The sequence below is a fragment of the bacterium Scap17 genome, assembly GCA_013376735.1.
In the GTDB taxonomy this organism is placed as follows: domain Bacteria; phylum Pseudomonadota; class Gammaproteobacteria; order Pseudomonadales; family Halomonadaceae; genus Cobetia.
This window is the reverse complement of sequence record VINJ01000001.1, coordinates 2,271,668-2,292,290: the sequence shown is the minus strand read 5'-3', so window position 1 is coordinate 2,292,290 and position 20,623 is coordinate 2,271,668. Positions and strand designations below refer to the sequence as shown.

Here is a 20,623-nt window from a genome sequence, read left to right as displayed (position 1 = left end):
GGATCACATTCGGGCATCATCGAGAGTGTCTTCAAGCGCAGTGCGAGAAAGACCAGCTGGAAAAACCTGCTGGAAAGAAGCGATAGAAAGACCTGCTGGAAAGCCCCGCCCGATTCACAGGCTCGACCATGAGGTGCCCGCCATGTCAGAGCTCGACCGTCAGATTCTCAAGACCATCATCGACACCGCTCACGATCACTACTTCGTGGTCAATGCGGATGGCCAGGTGACAGATGTCAGCCCTGGCGCCGCGGCGGTCTATGGCATGACCCGCGAGGAGCTGTGTGCCGCCAACGTGCATGAGCTGGAAGCCAGTGGCGTGCTCAAACCCTCCATCAGCCTGGAGGTGCTGCGCACGGGGCGCACGCTGCAGATGATGCAGCTTACCGCCACCGGGCGGCGGGTGGTGGCGCAGGCGCATCCGGTGTTTGTCGCGGGCAAGCTTGAGTGCGTGGTCAGCCGCTCGATGGATCTCACCGATATCCAGCTGTTGCAGCAGGAGTACGCGGTGCTCCAGCAGCGCTTCAGTGATCACCTGCGCCGCAATTCACGCGGCAGTGAGCTGGGCGGCGTCAGTCAGGCAGAGGGCGATTGGACAACGCCGAGGGCAGGCCAATCAGGCCAACAAGCCACGGAGCAATATGCACAGAGCCAGGCGGAACAGCGGCAACGTGAACAATCAGCGCGCGAGCAGGCCGAGTGCGAAGACGCCGCGCTGGATCTGGGCGAGCTGCAGGTCAGAAGCCCCGTGATGCGCGAGATAGCGCTGCTGCTCAAGCGGGTCGCGCCCACCAGCGCCACGGTGTTGATGCTGGGCGAATCCGGGGTCGGCAAGACGGCCTTCGCCCATCAACTGCATCGCTGGAGCCAACGCGCCGACGGCCCCTTCATCGAGGTGAACTGCGGCGCCATTCCCGAGAGCCTGTTCGAATCCGAGATGTTCGGCTATCAGGCTGGTGCCTTCACTGGCGCGGGCAACCGTGGCAAGGCGGGCCTGATGGAGCAGGCCGAAGGCGGCACCCTGTTCCTCGATGAGATCGGTGAGCTGCCGCTGGCCACCCAGACCAAGCTGCTCAAGGTGATTCAGGACGGGATGATCACCCGCCTGGGCGACACCACCACCCGCCGCGCCGACTTCCGCCTGGTCGTCGCCACCAATCAAGACCTCGCCGCCCGCGTGGAGCAGGGCCAGTTCCGCCTCGACCTCTACTACCGCATCAATGTGCTACCCGTCAGCCTGCCGCCGCTGCGTGAACGCCGCGAAGACATTCCCGCCCTGATCGAGCAACACCTCTCGCGCCTCAATCAACGTCATGGCCGCCGCAAGCTTCTTGACGCCTCGTTATGGCCCATCCTCATGCGCCAGGACTGGCTCGGCAATATCCGCGAACTGGAAAACTGGCTGGAACGCGCCTGGCTCAGCGCCCCCAGTGATGTCATCGACAGCGACTCAGTGAAAACACTGCTCAGCACTTGTTCCACGAATAACGCTAATGGACTAGGCAATTCATTTGGCTTCAGTAATGAAAAATCTAATGGAATAGGCGTTAATGATAGTTTTACCACTGCCGATAACTTCCATAGTCCCAATTCCCTCTCAGCGCCTGCCGCTGAGGGGGCGGTAGCCATGCCAATCCCCAAACTCGGCCCCAACGAAACCCTCAAGGAAGGCCTGGCACGCATCGAAGCGCAATGGCTACGCGAGATGGCTGCCGAGCTGCCCAGTACCTATGCAATAGCGAAGAGGGCAGGGATTAGCCAGCCTTCGGTGGTGAGGAAGTTGAAATGTATGTTATTAAAATAATTGCTATGCGTTTAAAGATTTTCTGTTTTGTGTTCATATGGGATTTTAGAGAGGTTGATTTTGGATAATGTTGATGAAAGCTATAAAGAGAAATGTGAATTTTTGTTCAATATTATTGGACGCTATGATCACTATATAGCTACGACCAATTTTAAAGTTGCATTGATGTTTTCATTTGTGAGTGCAGCTACTTTAGGCCTATCTGTCGGGTCTCGCCTGATAGAGTTACCGTAGTTATGGTGAAGCTGTTAATATTATGGATGGTTTCTCTTGGTTATATTTAGGGAAGTAGTTTAACTTGAAGGTTAAGAGTTTATAAACTTGCAAGTTTTCGTTAATTAAATCTAGAGTTCAATATTGAGTCTGAGATTGGAAGATTCAGGCATAGGTCTCCTTTCAGGAAATAGCATATTGATCTTGCCCAGTGACAGTGGACATCCTATTAAGGAAGTACACTCACTGAACGAGGTAACCCATGGCAAGGCAGTCAGCGTCGATGAAGAAGACTCGTAACCGTTACTCCCAAGCTTACAAGGATGAGGCTTTGGCACTCGCCGACCGCATCGGTATCAGCGCCGCCGCCAGAGAGCTAGGGGTGCAGCCCAGCCAGCTCTATCAGTGGCGCGCCAAATCTCAACAGAAGCAAAGTGCCTCGGCCCGAGAGCAGGCACTGGCCGACGAGAATGTTCGACTCAAACGTCAGCTGGCCGAGAAGTCAGAAGAGCTTGAAATTGCAAAAAAAGCCGCGGTGTACTTTGCCAAAAGCCTGAAGTGAAGTACGCCTTCATCCAGCAACATCGTCAGGCATTCAGTATCCAGCGCATGTGCGCCATTCTTGGCATTGCTCGTAGCGGCTACTACGCTTGGCGACGGCATAGCGGAAAACCCTGTCAACGGCGACGCCAGCAGGCCGTTATCGATCAGCGAGTGGCCCAGGCCTATCACCACAGGAAAGGACGCTCAGGTGCTCCCAGATTGACCTTGGACCTGCATGATGAGGGGCTGCCGATAAATCGTAAAACCGTCGCTGCCAGTCTCCATCGGCAAGGCCTGCGTGCCAAAGCGGCGCGGAAGTACAAGGCCACCACCAACTCGCGTCACACACTGCCGGTGGCGGCCAATCTGCTGAAGCAGAACTTCACCGCAACAGCGCCAAACCAGAAATGGGCCGGTGATATCACCTACTTGGCGACCGACGAGGGTTGGCTTTACTTGGCCGTATTGATCGATCTGTACTCGCGCAAAGTCATCGGCTGGGCGATGAATGAACGGATGACCGCCGACTTGGCCGCTGACGCCCTGAAGATGGCTCTATGGAATCGAAAGATGCCAAGAGATGTCATCGTGCACTCGGATCGCGGCAGCCAGTATTGCTCGACTCTCTATCAGTCGTTGCTTTCCCGATACGACCTCAAATGCAGCATGAGTGCCAAGGGAAATTGCTATGACAATGCCTGTGCCGAGAGCTTCTTCCACAGTCTCAAGGTCGAGGCGATTCACGGTGAGCGATTTCACACCCGGAAAGCGATGAAACGACAGGTGTTCGAGTATATTGAATTGGACTACAACCGGCATCGCCGGCACAGTGCCATCGGAATGATCAGCCCGGAGGCCTTCGAAGCCCGAATGATCGCTTAGGTGGGTGTCCATGGTTACTGGGCAAGATCATATTGTTATATTGTTGGCTGTGTCTTGTTCTATAAATTCTTATTTGTTAATGAAGCATGAGAGCTTTAAAGCTAGCTACATTGGTTTAATCCACCTCCATCACCACCAAACTCCCCATCACCCCTTCACATAACGGCTTGATCTCGCTGAAGCCGTCATCGACGGTGAGGTCTGTCTTGGCTTTGGCGTAGGTGGTGCCGTCGGCGGTGGGGTGGTAGCTGGTGCAGTGCAGGCGGATCAGCTTGTCGTCGAGGAAGAGGCCGTATTCGCGGGTCTGCGAGGTGATGGGCGTGCCCTGGTGTCGCTGTGTCATGGCGATATCGAACCAGTAGGCCTGACGGTGATCCACCTGAGTCAGGCCGGAGTCGAGCATCTGACTGTTGATGGGTGCCCATTGCGCCAGTTGGTCCGTGGCGGCCATTACCTTGAGCTGCGCGTCGCTGACGGTCTCACCATGCAGATCATAGATCTCGAGGATGATCATGTCGGTGCCAGTGCCCGCTTGGCTCTGCCATTTCTGCACGATATGCGGCAGGCGTCCCTCGGCGGCAGACCACGAGGCAGGCAGATGCAGCGCCAGGTTGATGCCCAGTGACTTGGCGTGGCCCTTGGTGTGGAACTGCTGGAAATAGCCGTCGTACAGCTCGTATACCGGCTCGATCTGATACTTGGTCGCCAGCAGAAATTCCTTGAACGGCGAGGGCAGGTATTCCCCTTGGGCGCGCAGATGAATGGCCTCGATGAAGCGGGCCGCGAAGTCGCTGGTCAGCTTGTCGGTGGTCAGCTGGGAATCCAGCTCCTTCTTGATCTCGCGGCGAATGCCTTCCAGCACTTCGCGGGCATGCGCTCGGCCCATCAGGGTGGCAAGGTTGTCCGCCAGGCGGTGGCTGATGTTCGGGAAGGCATTGTCGAAATAGGCGGAGGCCAGCTCTGCATCCGGCGCGAGGCCGGGATATTCCTCGGCGATGCGTGACAGGGTGATGACCTGGGCGATGACGAAGCCATAGGTACTGCTCAGCGTATTGATGACCTGCGGTGAGGAGCGAAACTGCGCCGCTTCGGCGCGTGCCGAGGCACCGGGGGACAATAGACACAACCCCAGGCTCAGGCCGAGACCCCACCTCAGGGCGGCGACGGCCAGCCCGGCGCGTGGGCCAGAGGCTCTCGTGTCCGGGCCTTGTATTCCTGAGGGTCGTGTACCAGAGGGTCGTGCGACTGCAAACGCCATGCGTGACATCCTGTCAGAGTGCGATCAATTCAATCCTATCATCGGCTTACGATGACTTCTTGGGTGCTGACGCTGTTCAGATGCCTAATCAGGCAGAAGTATCAGATTGCGCGTCATGCGACGCACGCGGTTTCCCCTGTGAGAGAGCAGCAGACAACGATGTCCAGACGACACCAGTACTCGGTTGAACTTGAGTGGACCGGCAATCGCGGCGATGGCACCCGCCATTACACCGCCTATGAGCGTGATTTCGTGGCCCGTGTCAGTGGCAAGCCGAGCCTTGAAGGCTCCGCCGACCCCGCCTTTCGGGGCGACGCTGGCCGCTGGAATCCGGAAGACATGCTGGTGGCCTCCGTCTCGGCCTGCCACAAGCTGTGGTATCTGCACCTGTGTGCTGAGGCCGGCATTCGTGTCATGAGCTATCACGACCACGCCGAGGGCACGATGCAGGAAGACGCACCCGCCGCGGATGACAAGACTCAGACAGAGAACCCGGGCGAGGCGGGACGCTTCACCTCCATCGTGCTGCGCCCCGAGATCACGCTGGCCGCCGGTGACGATATCGCGCTCGCTCATGAGCTGCACCATCGGGCGCATGCGCTGTGCTTCATCGCCAATTCGCTCAATTTTCCGGTGAGTTGCGAGGCGGCCATCACCCATCAGTGATGCGCGACAGACTATACGTGCCAGAACCTGAAAGGCCACCAGAGCAATCTGGTGGCCTTTTTTGGTTTCAGCGTCTTTCCAAATAATCAGCGTCTTGCCAACTGATCAAGCGAGGGGATGGAGCCACGCTGATCAGGCTTGCCTGCGTGACAGCGTGCATGGGAAAGGAAGCAGCTAGACAGTAAAAACACGACGGCGGCATCAGCGTGAGACGTTTTGTCCTTGCTGATGCCGCCGTCGTCTTGTTTCTGCGCCGCTTGTTCAGAGCGGTCTTTATCAGAGCAACGTTACATCACCGCACGTACCGCCAGGAACAGCACCGTCGGGGCGAGCAGAATGCCCAGGCCGGTGTAGAAGGTGGCCGTCATCGCGCCGTAGGGCACCAGGCGGGCATCGGTGGCGGCGAGACCGGCCGCGACGCCGCTGGTGGTGCCGATCAGGCCGCCGAAGATCATCGCGGAGCGTGGATTGTCGAGCCCGATCAGGCGCGCCGTCATCGGCGTGGCGACCATGGTCAGGATCGACTTGACCAGCCCGGCGGCGATCGACAGCGCGATCACCTCGGAGCTGGCCCCCAGGGTGGCACCGGTGACCGGGCCGACGATGTAGGTGACCGCGCCCGCGCCGATGGTGGTGATATCGACCGGGTCGGTGTAGCCGAAGGCGATGGCGACACCACCACCGGCGATGAAGGAGATCAGCACGCCGACGAACAGCGCCACGACACCCCGAAAGCCGGTCTGGCGGATTTCCTTGAGATTGACCCCGTAGGCGGTGGCGATGATCGCGAGATCACGCAGCATGCCGCCGCCCATCAGGCCAAGTCCCGAGAACAGCGTGACATCCGAGAGCCCCTTGCTGCCGCCGGTGGTCGCACCGCCTACATAGGCCAGCACCAGACCGAGGATGATGGCGATGGCGGAGCCGTGCAGCTTGCCGTGGGTCAGGTTGTTGCTGATCCAGTAGGCGACATACATCGCCAGGCCGATCACGGCAAAGGCAGCGACCAGATGATACTTGTCGAACAGTTGGACGAGTGAATCGATCATGGTTCAGCCCTCAGAGTTTGTGCGCAGGCGTGGAGGAAGCGTGGCGGTTGCGGTCCAGCACCGGTGCACCCGTCGTCACTGAGGTTCTGGTCGGCGTATAGCGGGTCTTGCCGGCGAGCGGGTCATCTTCCAGCGCATTCTCGGGACGCTTGCCGGTCAGCAGCGGCACGAGGGCCAGCCCCAGTACCACGGCCAGCACGCCCGCCACCAGCGCGACCATGCCGCCACTGAAGGCCGCGACCACGTTCTGGCTGGCGGCCATCGCGACCACGATGGGAATGTACATCGCGTTCCAGAAATTGATGCCGCTGGCGGTGCTGTCGGCCATCTTGCCGCGGTCCTTCAGCACGCCGGTGATGAAGATGAGCAGCAGCATCGCGATGCCGACGCCGCCGAGATTGGAATCGATATTGAGCATTTCTCCGAGCAGATCCCCGATCACGAGACCGGCCATCATGCACCCTGCCAGCAGGGCAACTCCGTAGATCACCATGGCGTAATACCTTCTTGTTGTTGTGGTGAGTGGTGGTGAAGTGGTGGTGAATCAGTGTGGCGTCTTGTCGTCTATCTGATTTATTTAACTTATCTCTTTATTCAGGTTGGCTAGCCTGGCGTTGCGTGTCTTGTGTCTGACTATTGCGCGTCCTTTGCCTGTCTTTTGTCTGTCCTTTGCAGGGCTTGAGGGTGAGTGAACCCACCGGCATGACGTGATGGCGTCACGCCATGCCGGTGGCACGAGGGTGTCAGGTGTCGGGCCTGACAGGGGTGGAAAAGGTGACAGGGCTGGCTCAACCGTGTGAGCGGGCTGGCTCAGGGGCGAACAGCTCGGCATACTCCTCGCGCAGCTGTTTCTTCTGCACCTTGCCCATCACGTTGCGTGGCAGGCTGTCGATGAAGAACACCCGCTTGGGCTGCTTGTAGCGTGCCAGCTTGTCGCTGAGGGCGGCGAGCACCGCCGCTTCATCGAGGCTGTCCTGGTGGCCGGGCTGCATCACCACCACCGCGCAGACGCCTTCGCCGAAGTCTGGGTGGGGCACGCCGAACACCGCCGATTCGTTGACGCCGGGCATGTCATCGATCAGCAGCTCCACCTCCTTCGGGTAGATGTTGTAGCCGCCGGAAATGATCAGGTCCTTGTCGCGGCCGCTGATGCACAGATAGCCATCGGCATCGATATGGCCGAGATCGCCGGTGATGAAGAAGCCATCCTCGCGGAATTCGCTGGCGGTCTTCTCCGGCATCTTCCAGTAGCCCTTGAAGACATTGGCACCGCGCACCTCGATCAGGCCTGTCTCGCCACGCGGCAGGATGGCGCCTGTCTCGCGGTCGGTGACGCGCACCTCGCTGCCGGGCAGCGCCATGCCCACCGTGCCCGGACGGCGCTCGCCGTCGTAGGGATTGGAGGTGTTCATGTTGGTCTCGGTCATGCCGTAGCGCTCGAGAATCGCGTGGCCGGTGCGTGCGCTGAATTCGCTGTGGGTTTCGCTGAGCAGCGGTGCGGAACCGGAGACGAACAGACGCATGCCGGCGGTCGTCTCGCGGTTGAGGCGCTCGGACTCCAGCAGGCGCGTGTAGAAGGTCGGCACGCCCATCAAGACGCTGGAGCGCGGCATCAGATCCAGAATCTGCTCGGCATCGAACTTGGGCAGGAAGGTCATCGAGGCGCCGACGGTCAGCACGATATTGCAGGCCACGAACAGCCCGTGGGTATGGAAGATGGGCAGGGCGTGGATCAGGTGGTCGTCCGCGCTGAAGCGCCAGGTCTCGGCCAGTGCCTGGCAGTTGGAGGCCAGGTTGGCGTGGGTCAGCATCGCGCCCTTGCTGCGGCCGGTGGTGCCGGAGGTATACAGAATGGCAGCGAGATCATCGGCGGCGCGTGGCTCGACCTCGTGGCTCGCGCTGCACTGGCGTGCCTGCACCATCAGGCTGCCGTCCTGCTCGGTGCCCAGACTCTCGACACGTGGCACACCACATTCCTTGCCCAGTGCGCGCGCCGTCTCCAGCACCCTGGGCTGGCAGACATACAGGTGCGGCCCGGCGTCGCCCAGGAAGTAGCGGATTTCTTCGCCGGTATAGGCGGTATTCAGCGGCAGATAGACCGCCCCGACCTGCAGGCAGGCCAGATACAGGATGACGGTCTCGCAGCTCTTGTCGATCTGCACCGCGACGCGGTCGCCAGGTGTCACGCCCAGCTCGCGTAGCGCGGTGGCCATCTGACCGGCGGCGCTGCGTGCCTCGGCGAAGGTGTAGCCGTGGCCTTTGATGGTGTCGAGGAAGGTGGCATCCGGGCGCTCATCGAAGTTGCGCGCGAATTGCAGATAGAGGTTGTCGTGGTTGGCGTGAGGCATCATTGGCTCCAATGGCATTGTTTTTGTAGTGAGGCGTGCTCCGGCAGGCGGCGTGCCTGCCGAGCGATTCATTCTTTGAGTGGCTTATTCTTCAAGCGGCTCATTCCTTCAAAGACTCAGGCGCTGGCTTGCTGTCGTTGGCATCAGCAGCCGACTTCGGCGCGGGCGGCTGTTCGGCTGCTTTTGATGACAGAAGCTCACTTTCTTTTCTGGCCTCGCGCTTCGGCGCCTTGGCCAGTTCCTTGTTGGCTTTCGATTCCTTCTTGACCTCGCTGCTGCACACCACGCTGTCGTTGCGGCTGAAGGCCTCGTGATTCTGCTCGATGCGGTGCGGCTCATAGAGGTAATTCACCATCAGGCCGTGGGCCTGCTGGCGGCCATTGGGCGAGGTATCGCCGGGCCAGTTGAGGCGATGCAGGCTGGCGCCGTTGCCGAGGTGGAAGCGCGCGACCGGGTCCATCGGCTGGCCGCTGCGATGCTTGACGTTGACCAGATAATGGGCGGCGAGGGCGCGCAGCTCCGGCGCCATCTTCTGCTGGGCCTCCTCGTCATTCATCCAGTCATCGTGCTGCAGGTGATGGGCCAGCAGGTCGGAGACTTCCAGGCCTTCCTCATCACGTGCGCGTTCGAGCCACTGACTGAAGCCGGGCACCGGTGAGAGGGTGACGAAGCGGCTGAGGTTGGGCAGTTCGCGCTGCAGCTCCTGCACCACCTGCTTGATCAGGAAGTTGCCGAACGAGATGCCTTTCAGGCCCTTCTGGCAATTGCTGATGCTGTAGAAGACGGCGGTGTCCGCCTCGCGCTCGGTGGTCTGGCCGCTGTTGGCGAGCAGATGCTGGATGTTGTTGGGTACGCCCTTGCACAGCGCCACCTCGACGAAGATCAGCGGCTCATCGCCGATGGCCGGGTGGAAGAAGGCGTAGCAGCGGCGGTCCTCGGGGTCGAGACGTCCGCGCAGGTCGCTCCAGTCCTGGATGGCATGCACCGCCTCATAGCGGATGATCTTCTCCAGCACCGCCGCGGGGGTGTTCCAGTCGATGGCCTCCAGCATCAGGAAGCCGCGATTGAACCAGGAGGCGAACAGGTGCGCGAAGTCGGCATCCAGCGGCTTGAGCTCCGGATTCTGCTTGATGAGCTTGAGAAGGTCGGCGCGCATGCGCACGATTTCATAGGTGCCGCCGGGGCACAGGTTCAGACGGCGCAACAGCGATTGGCGCCTGGGTTCGCTGGCGGCGAACAGTGTGCTCAGGTTGGCGTTGTCCGGGGAGTCGCGATAGGCGGCGTAGGCGGCGTGGATGCGGTCTTCATCGGCGGCGTAGTGCTCGGCCAGCACGCGGAAGAAGGCGAGGCGCTGCTCGTGGTCCAGCTGCTGATAATCCTCCAGCGCCCGCTGGGCCATCATGATGCGCGAGGCCTCACCGCTGCTCTCGGTGAGGTTGTGGCAGCTCTCGGTCAGGCGGGCGAGGGCGGTGTCTTCATTGCCGGCGCCGGGCGAGAGGCCGACCTGCTGGCGGGCACGCTGGCCGACATGGGTCAGCAGGTCCTGCAGAAAACTCAGATTGATGTTCATGGCGGTCTTCCTCAAGGCGCGAGACGCGAAGCTGTGGTGGCTGATTCCTGTCTATTGCTCAGTATGGCGTCTGAGACTTGAATATTTGGCTTCGTCTTGTTGTATACAACAGATAGGCGTCTGATGTGCTAGCGTCAAGCCTTGGGATGCTAGACACGACTAAAGTCAGTTTCCTGTGCGGCTGCATCCCCTGTTCAATGAGGGCAGGGGAGCAAAGCCTGAAGCGCGTGGTGGTGGGCGTGACAGCGGTGAATCAATTTCTACTGTAAAAGCAAAGGCGCAACAATAAGAAGGTCGCTTTCAGAATCACCGCTGCTGACACGTTCATGGTGACTGACAAGGTCACAGCAACTGACAAGCGATGTCCCATCAAGACCGCTTCAGCGAGAACAGCCGCCAGGTCACAGTACAAGGACGCCGAAGATGATCAAGATGTCCCACACCCAGCGCCTTCGCGATCTGCTCGAAGATGCCATCGTCGAAGGGCGCTTCCCGCCGGGCACTAAGCTCGATCCCGAAGCGCTGGGGCGCGAGTACCAATGCTCACGCACGCCGATCCGCGAGGCGCTGCAGCAGTTGGCCGCCTCCGGCATGGTGAAGGTGGTGCCCAAGCGCGGCACCTTCGTGACGCAGCTGGGCGTCTCGGAGCTGGTGGAACGCTTTGAAGTCATGGCAGAACTGGAAGCCATGTGTGGTCGGCTCGCCGCTCGGCGCATCACCCCGCAGGAGCTTTCTGAACTCAAGGACGCCCACGCCGCCTGCCGTGAACGCCTGGAAGCCGACGACGCCAATGGTTACTACTACGAGAACGGCCTCTTTCATCACTGTCTCTACCGCGCCAGCCACAACGCCTTCCTCACCGAAGAAGCCACGCGCCTGCACGCCATCCTCAAGCCTTACCGCCGCCTGCAACTTCACGTCCGCCACCGCATGTACAGCTCCTACGCCGAGCACGAAGCCATCGTCGCCGCCATCGAAGCCGGCGACGCCGCTGCTGCAGAACAGGCGCTGAAGGATCACGTGCATATCCAGGGGGAGAGGTTTACGGATCTAGTGGCGAACATTGAGCGGTTACATGAGGTTGAGTAACTGCATGCATTTGTGAATTATTTATTATTAGAGTTGGTTGTGTTGTACTATAGTGTCGTGTCATATTGTTGACTTCCGGTTGGTTAAGAAAGATAAATATAGGTTCTTATGATAAGGTGTTAGTATTTGATTTCTCTGTTATATTGATGTTTTGCGCGCTGCTAATATGTCTTTTTAATTTTTAAAAGGGTTTGTTAATGACAAGCGGATATGAGTTTAGCGGTTGCTATAGTCTTTTGTCTGAATGCTTGAGTTCGCATGTAATATATTTACCTTTGTCCTATTCCACGGGAGCAAATGTCGATATTTTTTCAGAATATGTTTTTCCTTTAGCTAGCCCTTTCCTCTCTGCTGCCCTCGGTGCAATTGCTGCCTACCTCGCCTTCAATAGTCAAGATAAGCCCTGGATTCATAGAATAACCGCAGCACTTTGGACCGCACGGTAGAGGCAGGAGGGCCAGCGCCGGTACCCTTCTCGGCTCACCGACCAAAGTGAAGCAGAGTATGGAATACCGACAGCTGACCCAGACCCAACGATATCAGATCCACGCCCGTTATGACTTGGGCATGAGCCAGCGCCAGATCGGCAGGGAGCTGAACCTCCACAGCAGCACGATCAGCCGTGAAATTCGCCGTAACGCCACCGCTAATGGCTATGATCCCGAGCAGGCTCAGATACTCAGTGATCATCGGCGCCGCACTGCTAACAAGTGGACAAAGCGCCTTCCAGGCATGATGGCCGCCGTTGCCGGTCGGCTACGTGAGGAGTGGAGCCCACAGCAAATCAGTGGCTTCATGGCGCCCTTGGCTGGCGTTAGTGTCAGTCATCAATGGATCTACTCCTTGATCTGGGACGACAAGGCACGGGGTGGTGACCTTTGGCGGCATCTCCGTCAGCCTAAACGCCGCAATAAGCACCGCACGCACGCCAAGAGCGCCGGGTTGGGCAAGATCCCCAATCGAGTCGGTATCGAGCACCGCCCAGATGAGATTGATGACCGGCGCTTCATCGGCCACTGGGAGGGCGATACCGTGATACAGGGGCACAAGCAATCAGGCCTTGTCACGCTGGTCGAGCGTCGCAGTGGCTATTTACTGGCGGCACGATTGCCCAAGATCTCGGCCGAGTTGACACAAGCAGCCATGATCCGCTTGTTGAAGCCGCGTCGGGGAGCGGTCCAGACGATCACACTGGACAATGGATCGGAATTCGCTGGCCACGAAGCGGTGGCCAAGGCCGTGACGGCGGCGATGTACTTCTGCGATCCCTACTGCTCTGGACAGCGTGGGACCAACGAGAATACGAATGGCCTGATACGGCAGTACTTCCCCAAAGGAACGGATTTTCGTCAGGTCAGCAATGCAGAGCTACGCAAGGTGGTCGAAAAGCTGAATGACCGTCCTCGAAAGCGACTCGGCTACCGGACACCGGCGCAGGTGTTTCTAGGGGAATACTCAGGTGGGCTGGATACTGCAGGTGCTGCGCTTATTGCTTGAATTCAGGAGCTTAAGGTTGAAAAGAATAAAATCGACTCTATCAATAAGCTAATATTGGATGCGGAGTCTGCAAGGTCCAATTTAATAGCGATAAAGTATAATTATATTGGCACATTAGAGAGTCATCCTATTCAACGGTTACTTGCTATCCCTAGTATACTTATTGATGTTGATAAATTATCTGAGAACATGCATGAGTTATCTTTTTTAGCTAGTTCTGGGAAAGACTCATCAGCTCATTGGTGCAATATTTTAAAGATTAAAGCTATGTTTCACAATTACAATTCATTGTTAACTTTCTGGAGCAAAAGGGATGAGTTGAATGAAGAGATGAGGATGAAACTTCGTGACAAAATAGATGGACCGATGATGAGGAAGCTATCGGAGGATGAAATTCTAGAAACTCTCGGCGTGGCTTTTCTTATAGCTATAGTTGATATTAATGAGCGTGTTATAGCTTTAACAGATGATTTAATTATAAGTTTTGATAACTTTTTAAAAGAGTTTCCTAAGGAAGCAGAAAGGTATATTAGTAAGAGGGTGGGAAAAAGGTATGGCGGTGTTCTGAAATATGAGAATAGTGTTGATAAAGAAATGCTGAATGTTCTCACCAAATCCCCTAGCGTTAATTTCGAGTTAATGGGGGCTCTCATGAATGAAGACCCAGAAATAATGGCAAAGAGATATAAGCATACCTAAAGTGATTTTTTGCCTGATCTTTAGATAAGGAAAGTTCGTGCTTATAAGTATTCTTTGAGTTAAGTTTCAAGCTATACAGTAAAAAATTTAACCTCTTGCTCATTAAGAGATCTTGCATCCTAAGGTTTAGACAGAAAAGTTAGAAGTTTAGTCTGTCTTGGTTAATGAAATGTTGCCGTCTCACCGCAAGCATTTATATGGTTAATGATTCAATGTCTATGATATCTGGCATTCGACTGTTGTGGAGTATTGGAGTGTATCTCGGTGAACGAGTGCGCTAAGTTTGGTTAGCTAACCTTTGTACAACTGATTGAAGCCTTTGACACTGAATCCCTTCAAGAACTGATCGCCAATTTTCAGGACAGGTACGCTGCGAAAGCCTGTCTTGGCGAATTCCTTCTGTCCCGCGGGGGAGCGGACATCCACCAGGCGGAAGCCGATCTTCTGCTGCTCCAGATACTGCTTGGCTGTCTTGCAGTGCGGGCAGTTCGCCATGCTGAAGAGTGACACCCGTTTCATTGCTGTTGCTCCCGTGTTGATCGATCCCGCGTGTTGTAGGCACTTGGTCTTAGATGATGGCCTGAGACGCTGGCGGGCAATGATACCAGCCGTCGCTTTCTCTCTACACCTGCACTTCCTGCATCAGCACATTCCACACCACGCATCCTGCAGATCATTCCTTGCGCGGGATATGGCTCATCGCGTGTTCCGCCAGTGCCGTGATGGTCAGGCTGGGATTGACGCCCAGGTTGGCGGCGAGCATCGAGCTGTCACAGATCAACATGTTGCGGTAATGGAAGACGCGATTTTGCCCATCGCAGACGCCTTCCTCGGGGGAGGCCGCCATGGCCGCGCCGCCCATGCAGTGCGCCGTGGTCGGGATGTTGAAGAGTATCTCGGGGATGCTGCTGCCGGGGATGGCGCCGATGGCCTCTGCGCCACGCGTGACGAAATCATTCGCCTCGGGGATGAAGGTGGGGATGCGCTTGCCCTCGGTGACCAGCGCCTTGCGCAGCGGCCAGTACCACAGGCGTTTCAGTGTCATGTTGAGGTGGCCATCCGCCGTCTGCATGCACAGAAAGATGATCGTCTCCTTCGCGAAGCCCCACGGCAGCTGGAATTTCAGCGCACGGCGCGGATTGGCCGCCACCACCTTCGCCATGGCCTTGAGCCACGAGAAGGGGCGTGTCCAGCCGGGCTTGCCCCTGGCCATCGCGGTAAACAGCAGCCCCATGAAGTCGGAGCCCGCCGGATAGCGCGTGGCTTCGATATGGGTGTGCTCATCGATATGAATGCCGGAGCCGATTGCGATGCCCTTGGACATGTCATCGGGACTGTCCGGCATGCGACAGCTGATCAACGATTCCGCATTGGTGCGCACCCGCTTGCCCAGCGCGTTCGAGAGGTTCGGCAATGAGCCCTTGTCCTTGAGGTGGAACAGCAACTCCTGGGTGCCGAGCGACGAGCCCGCGAAGACGATGGACTGACAGGTGACGCGGCGCTTGCCCAAGCCAAGATAGAGGCCGGCGAAGGTGGAGGGCACCGTCGTCACCGCATAGCCATCGGCCCCATCCGCCTTGCCATTGAGCGGCACGACATCGATCACCTTGGTCTTGGCGTGCACCTGGGCACCGTGCTTCTCGGCCAGATACAGATAGTTCTTGTCGAGACTGTTCTTGGCGCCATGTCGGCAGCCCATCATGCAGCCACCGCAGCCGATGCAGATTTTTCGTTCAGGTCCTTCGCCAGCGAAGTAGGGGTCTGGATGCGCGCTACCAGCGGCTGGCGTGGCGCTTTCTCCCTCGGGGCCGAAGAAGATGCCGACCTCGGTGGGGTACCAGGTGTCTTCGCAGCCGGCGACTTGTGCCATGCGTTTCAAGTGGTGATCCGCCGGCGCGATGATCCGATTGGTGGTCACGCCGAGCATCTGCTTCGCCGTGGCGTAGTGCGCCGGCATCACCGCATGCCAGTCGTTGAGCCCCGCCCACTGGCCGTTGTCCCACGCCTTGTCGGGCGGCACCAGCAGCGTCTGCGCATAGGTGATGGAGCCGCCGCCCACCGCGTTGCCATGCAGCACGATGACATGGCGGAAAAAGCTCATGGTGAAGAAACCGCGCAGGCCTAGCATCGGCCGCCACAGCCAGCGACTCAGCCGCCAGTTGGAGCGGGGCATGTTGTCCGGTGTCCAGCGCTTGCCTTGTTCCATGACCGCCACGCGATAGCCTTTCTCGGTCAGGCGATGCGCGCATACCGAGCCGCCAAAGCCCGAGCCCACGATGAGGTAGTCGTAGTCATGCTCGTGCTTATGGCCGTGCTTATGCTCGTGCTTATGGGCGTGTGTCTGCTGCGCGGTGTCATTGGCATGGCGATCGGTGTCTGACATGGCGGCTCTCTTCAGGGAAGCGCTGCTCTCAGCAGGAAAGAGCGCCTCGCATGGCGCTGGCAGGGCGACTGCCTTCTGGATGCTGGCGAGCGGGCTAGCGGGGGGAATGCTGCGCCAGCTGCCGGACGAGCAGATCAACGAAGCCCTGGCGGTCGATATCGAACAGCACTCTGGCGTTGTGCGGCTTGCCGGTGAGCTGATAGCGGTCCACCACCGTCATGCCCTGGGTATGCTCGCCCTGCGTCTCGACGCCGACCCAGCAATCGACAGCGGTGAATAGCTCAGGCGCCAGCAGCCAGGCGATGGTGCAGGGATCATGCAATGGCGCGCCGTTGAAGCCCCACTTCGGATCGCGATGGTAGATCATGAAGAAGTCGAGCAGCTCGGCGACACACTGGGCGACGGGATTGTCGATGGTGCGGATGCGCGCGATGTCCTCATCCATGATCTGCGCCTGATGGGTGACATCCAGCCCGCACATGACGATGGGCAGGCCGGACTTGAACACCATGTCGGCGGCTTCGGGGTCGACGAAGATGTTGAATTCGGCGGCGGGCGTCCAGTTGCCGACACCGGCCGCGCCGCCCATCAGCACGATGCTGTCGATGCGTGAGTGCAGCTCAGGGTAGGCGGCAAGAAACAGCGCGATATTGGTCAGCGGGCCGGAGGGCACCAGCGTGACCTTCTGCTCACAGGCGCGGACCTTCTCGGCCATCAGCTCGATGGCGCTCTGGGTGACAGGGGCAAAGCCGGGCTCTGGCAATTCAGGGCCATCCAGGCCACTTTCGCCATGCACGTTGTCGGCGATGATCAGCTCACGCGCCAATGGCTTGGGCGCACCGCCCGCCACCGGGATATCGTGGCGGCCCAGCAGGGTGAGCACCCGCAATGCGTTGTTGAGCGTCTTGTCGGGCGTCTGATTGCCGGCGCTGGTGGTGACGGCCAGGACGTCGAGCGCGTCTGAGCTGAGGGCCAGAATCAGCGAGATGGCATCGTCGTGGCCGGGATCGCAATCGAGAATGGTGGGGCGCGGCATGCAGCAGTCCTTGTCGTGAGTCGTCTTGTTGTCGTGACCTGCCTCAATCAGCCTTTCCTTTATGCCTGAACGCAAAACGACACGCCATCCTGACCATTGGCGTGTCGTCTGTCTGTTCATGGCATTCGTGTCTGGTGCAAGCGCCCGGTGTCAGCGCTTGGTGTCAGTGCGTGGCAGATCAATCCGCCTGCTGGGCACGCGCCTCGTTGAGCATCTGTACCAGCACTTCCACCGGTTGCGCGCCGGGCACGTAGTACTGGCCGACGATGGTGCTGGGCACCGACTGGATACCGGCGTTGCGCAGCGCTTCCTGCTGGGCGGCGACTTCCTGTTCGCCCGCGTCGGAATCGAGGAAGGCCAGCGCCTGCTCGATGCTCAGGTCGTCATCGTACTGGCTTGCGATCTCGGCCAGCACCTGCCGGTCACCCACGTCCTTGCCATCGTGGAAGTAGGCGCTGAACAGGGCTTCCAGCATCGGGCGCTCAGCCAGGCCCGCTGACTGCTGACGCCAGACGATACGCTGGGCATCAGTGGAGTTGGGGGTGCGCTCCATCAGAGCATGACGGAAGGTGACGCCACTCTGCGCGCCGGCCTGGGCCACCTGGGCATCCAGCTCCGCACCGCGCTCGACACTGCCGAACTTCTGCGCGCGGTAGTCGGCGCGCGCCATGCCCTCACGTGGCACCCACGGATTGAGCTGGAAGGGCAGGTAGTTCACGCGCACATCATCCTTGAAGTCGAGCTGCGCGATGGCGTCATCGAGATGGCGCTTGCCGATCCAGCACCAGGGGCAGACCACGTCGTAGGCGACCTGGATATCGAGCTGTGACATGGGGATTCTCCTGCTGATCTCTCAAGTGCGCTTCACTACAGCGTGAAGACCACCGTGAGAGCACGTCGAAAAGTGTAAGTCGATACAAGCACGTCGAAATGATTTTGAGCAATCGCTCACAAGTGTCCTGCCATCCTAGCGATTCGGGGCGCGGGACGCTACTGAAAACGCCCTGACCGATCATGCGACATGACCGGACAGGGCGTTCGTGTTCAGTGCTTGGAGTTCAGCACTTCGAGTTCAGTACTTGGAGCTCAGCGCTGTGTGTTCACTGCGGCGTACTCAGCGTTCGTATCAGCCCCGGGCCTCAATCAACTCAGCGCCTTGCGCAGATCCGCCAGGGCGCGGATGTCGTCCGGGCCGGTGCGGCAGCAGCCACCGATGGCCGTGGCGCCGGCGGCCAGCCAGCGTGGTGTCCAGCCGGCGAGGTCGTGGTCGTGTTCATAGCCATGCTCAGAGCCATGGCCATCGGCATCTGAGACGGCGCAGGCGGCGGACCAGGTCTTGGTGACCGGGTCATAGACCTCACCGGAGTTCGGGTAGATGACGATGTCTTTATCTGTCTCGCCGCGAATCTCGCGCACCAGCGATTCGATGTGCTCGAGCGCGGTGCAGTTGACGCCGATGGCGACCACCTGCTCGCAGTCGGCGATAGCGCGTACGGCCTCTCGGATCGGCGTGCCGTCGCTCAATTCGGTGGCGTTGCGCGCACTGAAGGCGATCCAGGCACGCGCCGTGGGGAAGTCATCGCGCAGCAGGTCACACACGGCCTGGGCTTCCTCGGCACAGGGCAGCGTCTCGACGGCGAGAATGTCGGGTTTGGCATCGAGCAGCGTGGCGAGGCGGGCACGGTGGAAGTCGCGCAGGCCGGCGCGGTCCAGCGCGTAGCCGCCACGGTATTCGCTGCCATCGGCGAGCCAGGCGCCATAGGGGCCGACGGAGGCCGCGACCAGCGGTGGGCATTCCAGGCGCTCCGGATGGGCGGCCATATAGTCGCTGCGGGCCTGCGCGGCCAGGGTCACTGAGCGCTGGATCAGCGCGCTGGCTTGGGTCTCGCTCAGATTGCGTGCCATCAGGCCCTCAAGCGTTGCCTGGTAGCTGGCCGTGGTGGCGACATCGGCACCGGCCTCGAAGTAGGCGCGGTGGACATCGACGATCGCCTGCGGATTATCGGCGAGCACCTTGGCTGACCACAGCGAGTCGTTGAGATCGAACCCGGCACGCTCAAGCTCTGTGGCCAGGGCGCCATCGACGATCATGAAGGGCTTTCGCGCGGTGATGGCGCTCAGCGGATTGCGGGTGGCATCAGCGGGCATCGAAGGCCTCCTGCGGAGTCGGGTTGGCAGAATTCGCGGCGTCAGCAGACGTGCGATGGGTCAGATAGTGCACCAGATAGCACAGCGCCACGAAGGGCACGCCGAAGTAGAGCGCGATGCGCTGGTTGGGGTCAAAGGCGATGCCGATGCAGGCCAGCGCGCAGAACAGGAAGGCGGCAATCGGCACGACGGGATACAGCGGCGCGCGGTAGGTCAGCTCGCTGGCACTATGGCCGGCCTTCCGCCACTGGCGGCGGAAGCTGAACTGACTGGCGGCGATCGCCATCCACACCAGCACCACGGCCAGCCCGGAAATCGACACCAGCGCCAGATAGAGTGTGTCCTCGGCATACACGCTGGAGAGCAGCGACAGCAGGCCGCCGAGCATGGTGATCAGCAGTGCGGGCACCGGAATGCCGCGCTGATTGACGCGGCTGAACACGCGCGGCAGCGTCTTCTGGTCCGCCAGGGTCCACAGCATGCGCGAGGCGGCGTAGAGGCCGGAATTGGCCGCCGACAGCAGCGCGGTGATGATCACGAAGTTCATGATATCCGCTGCGTACGGAATGCCGGTGAGCTGGAAGACCGCTACGAAGGGGCTTTCCTTGAGGCCGGCGCTGTCCTGCGGCAACAGGGTGGCGATGACGATGATGGTGCCGATGAAGAAGAGGATCAGCCGCCACAGGGTGGCGCGAATCGCCAGCGGCACGTTCTTCTCGGGATTCTCGCTTTCGCCGGCGGCAATGCCGATCAGCTCGGTGCCGGAGAAGGCGAAGCTGACGGCCAGCAGCGTCATCAGAATCGGCATCACGCCGTGATCGAACACCCCCTCCTGCAGGATACGCGTGACGCCCGGCGCCTCGACGTTACCCGCCAGGGGCGTGAAGCCGAACATGGCCGCGGCCCCTACCGCGATGAACACGATCACCGCGGCGACCTTGATCAGCGACAGCCAGAATTCGGACTCGGCGAAGAAGCGCGCCGAGACGATGTTCATGCCGAACACGATCAGCGAGAAGATGGCGCACCAGATCCACGGTTCGACACCGGGGAACCAGCGTCCCATGAACACGGCGGAGGCGGTGAATTCCGACCCCAGCGCCACGGCCCAGGTCAGCCAGTAGAGCCAGGCCACGGTATAGCCGGTGGCAGGACCCAGATAAAGAGTGGCGTGGGCGCTGAAGGCACCGGGTTCCGGGTGATGCACGGCCAGTTCGCCGAGACACATCATCACCAGATAGACCACCAGGCCGCCGATCAGATAGGCGAGTACCGCACCCGCCGGGCCCGCCTGCTGGATGGTATAGCCGGAGCTGAGAAACAGGCCGGTGCCAATGACACCGCCCAGTGACAACATCACCAGATGGCGCTGCTGCATGCTGCGTTTGAAGTCGGTGGCGTTGCTGTCAGACATGGGAAGGGATACTCGAGGTGCTGC

Annotated in this window: 17 protein-coding genes and 1 pseudogene; 7 read left to right on the top strand and 11 right to left on the bottom strand. The window is 59.4% G+C overall.

What is annotated here, in order from left to right:
* Positions 1-142 precede the first annotated feature (142 nt).
* From FLM52_09825 to FLM52_09815, 3 genes and pseudogenes are all read left to right on the top strand, one after another.
* Positions 143-547, top strand: a pseudogene (locus FLM52_09825) (PAS domain S-box protein).
* Positions 548-751: 204 nt separating this feature from the next.
* Entirely contained in the window at positions 752-1,804 is a 1,053-nt protein-coding gene (locus FLM52_09820; protein NVN56086.1) for an AAA family ATPase, read from the top strand.
* 475 nt (positions 1,805-2,279) lie between these two features.
* A protein-coding gene (locus tag FLM52_09815; GenBank protein NVN56085.1) for an IS3 family transposase occupies positions 2,280-3,442 on the top strand; the annotation gives its coding sequence in 2 pieces (ribosomal slippage) (positions 2,280-2,538 and positions 2,538-3,442; 1,164 coding nt in all).
* 115 nt (positions 3,443-3,557) lie between these two features.
* Here the strand turns inward: FLM52_09815 and FLM52_09810 are convergent.
* A complete protein-coding gene (locus FLM52_09810; protein ID NVN56084.1) occupies positions 3,558-4,568 on the bottom strand; it encodes a hypothetical protein in 1,011 nt (336 codons plus the stop codon).
* Positions 4,569-4,859: 291 nt separating this feature from the next.
* On the opposite strand from FLM52_09810, the gene FLM52_09805 reads away from it, so the two are divergent.
* Positions 4,860-5,366, top strand: coding sequence for an OsmC family peroxiredoxin (locus tag FLM52_09805; GenBank protein NVN56083.1), 507 nt, complete (start codon positions 4,860-4,862; stop codon positions 5,364-5,366).
* A 287-nt stretch (positions 5,367-5,653) separates the two neighbouring features.
* Here the strand turns inward: FLM52_09805 and madM are convergent, their stop codons facing one another.
* The 4 genes from madM to FLM52_09785 form a co-directional block, all read right to left on the bottom strand.
* Positions 5,654-6,415, bottom strand: coding sequence for a malonate transporter subunit MadM (gene madM / locus FLM52_09800; protein ID NVN56082.1), 762 nt, complete (start codon positions 6,413-6,415; stop codon positions 5,654-5,656).
* Positions 6,416-6,425: 10 nt separating this feature from the next.
* Entirely contained in the window at positions 6,426-6,908 is a 483-nt protein-coding gene (madL, locus tag FLM52_09795) for a malonate transporter subunit MadL (GenBank protein NVN56081.1), read from the bottom strand.
* A gap of 295 nt (positions 6,909-7,203) precedes the next feature.
* Positions 7,204-8,763 (bottom strand): malonyl-CoA synthase, encoded by a 1,560-nt coding sequence (locus FLM52_09790; protein NVN56080.1) that lies wholly within the window; start codon positions 8,761-8,763, stop codon positions 7,204-7,206.
* A gap of 100 nt (positions 8,764-8,863) precedes the next feature.
* The gene (locus FLM52_09785) at positions 8,864-10,333 is read right to left on the bottom strand and encodes an MCD, Malonyl-CoA decarboxylase MCD (protein NVN56079.1); all 1,470 of its coding nucleotides are present in this window, start codon (positions 10,331-10,333) and stop codon (positions 8,864-8,866) included.
* A 423-nt stretch (positions 10,334-10,756) separates the two neighbouring features.
* On the opposite strand from FLM52_09785, the gene FLM52_09780 reads away from it, so the two are divergent.
* From FLM52_09780 to FLM52_09770, 3 genes are all read left to right on the top strand, one after another.
* A complete protein-coding gene (locus FLM52_09780) occupies positions 10,757-11,422 on the top strand; it encodes a GntR family transcriptional regulator (protein ID NVN56078.1) in 666 nt (221 codons plus the stop codon).
* Positions 11,423-11,926: 504 nt separating this feature from the next.
* On the top strand, positions 11,927-12,919 hold the full coding sequence (locus FLM52_09775; GenBank protein ID NVN56077.1) for an IS30 family transposase: 993 nt from the start codon (positions 11,927-11,929) through the stop codon (positions 12,917-12,919).
* Between the two features lie 336 nt (positions 12,920-13,255).
* On the top strand, positions 13,256-13,618 hold the full coding sequence (locus FLM52_09770; protein NVN56076.1) for a hypothetical protein: 363 nt from the start codon (positions 13,256-13,258) through the stop codon (positions 13,616-13,618).
* A 291-nt stretch (positions 13,619-13,909) separates the two neighbouring features.
* On the opposite strand, the gene FLM52_09765 is transcribed toward FLM52_09770, so the two are convergent.
* The 6 genes from FLM52_09765 to FLM52_09740 all read right to left on the bottom strand — a co-directional run bounded on the left by FLM52_09765 (position 13,910) and on the right by FLM52_09740 (position 20,599).
* The gene (locus FLM52_09765; protein ID NVN56075.1) at positions 13,910-14,137 is read right to left on the bottom strand and encodes a glutaredoxin family protein; all 228 of its coding nucleotides are present in this window, start codon (positions 14,135-14,137) and stop codon (positions 13,910-13,912) included.
* A 154-nt stretch (positions 14,138-14,291) separates the two neighbouring features.
* A complete protein-coding gene (locus FLM52_09760) occupies positions 14,292-16,001 on the bottom strand; it encodes a GMC family oxidoreductase (protein ID NVN56074.1) in 1,710 nt (569 codons plus the stop codon).
* A gap of 94 nt (positions 16,002-16,095) precedes the next feature.
* Positions 16,096-17,037, bottom strand: coding sequence for a pyrimidine-specific ribonucleoside hydrolase RihA (gene rihA / locus FLM52_09755; protein NVN56073.1), 942 nt, complete (start codon positions 17,035-17,037; stop codon positions 16,096-16,098).
* A gap of 178 nt (positions 17,038-17,215) precedes the next feature.
* A complete protein-coding gene (locus tag FLM52_09750; GenBank protein ID NVN56072.1) occupies positions 17,216-17,869 on the bottom strand; it encodes a DsbA family oxidoreductase in 654 nt (217 codons plus the stop codon).
* Between the two features lie 311 nt (positions 17,870-18,180).
* On the bottom strand, positions 18,181-19,185 hold the full coding sequence (mmuM, locus tag FLM52_09745; protein ID NVN56071.1) for a homocysteine S-methyltransferase: 1,005 nt from the start codon (positions 19,183-19,185) through the stop codon (positions 18,181-18,183).
* Positions 19,175-20,599, bottom strand: coding sequence for an amino acid permease (locus FLM52_09740; GenBank protein ID NVN56070.1), 1,425 nt, complete (start codon positions 20,597-20,599; stop codon positions 19,175-19,177). The genes mmuM and FLM52_09740 overlap by 11 nt, the downstream gene beginning before the upstream one ends.
* Positions 20,600-20,623 lie beyond the last annotated feature (24 nt).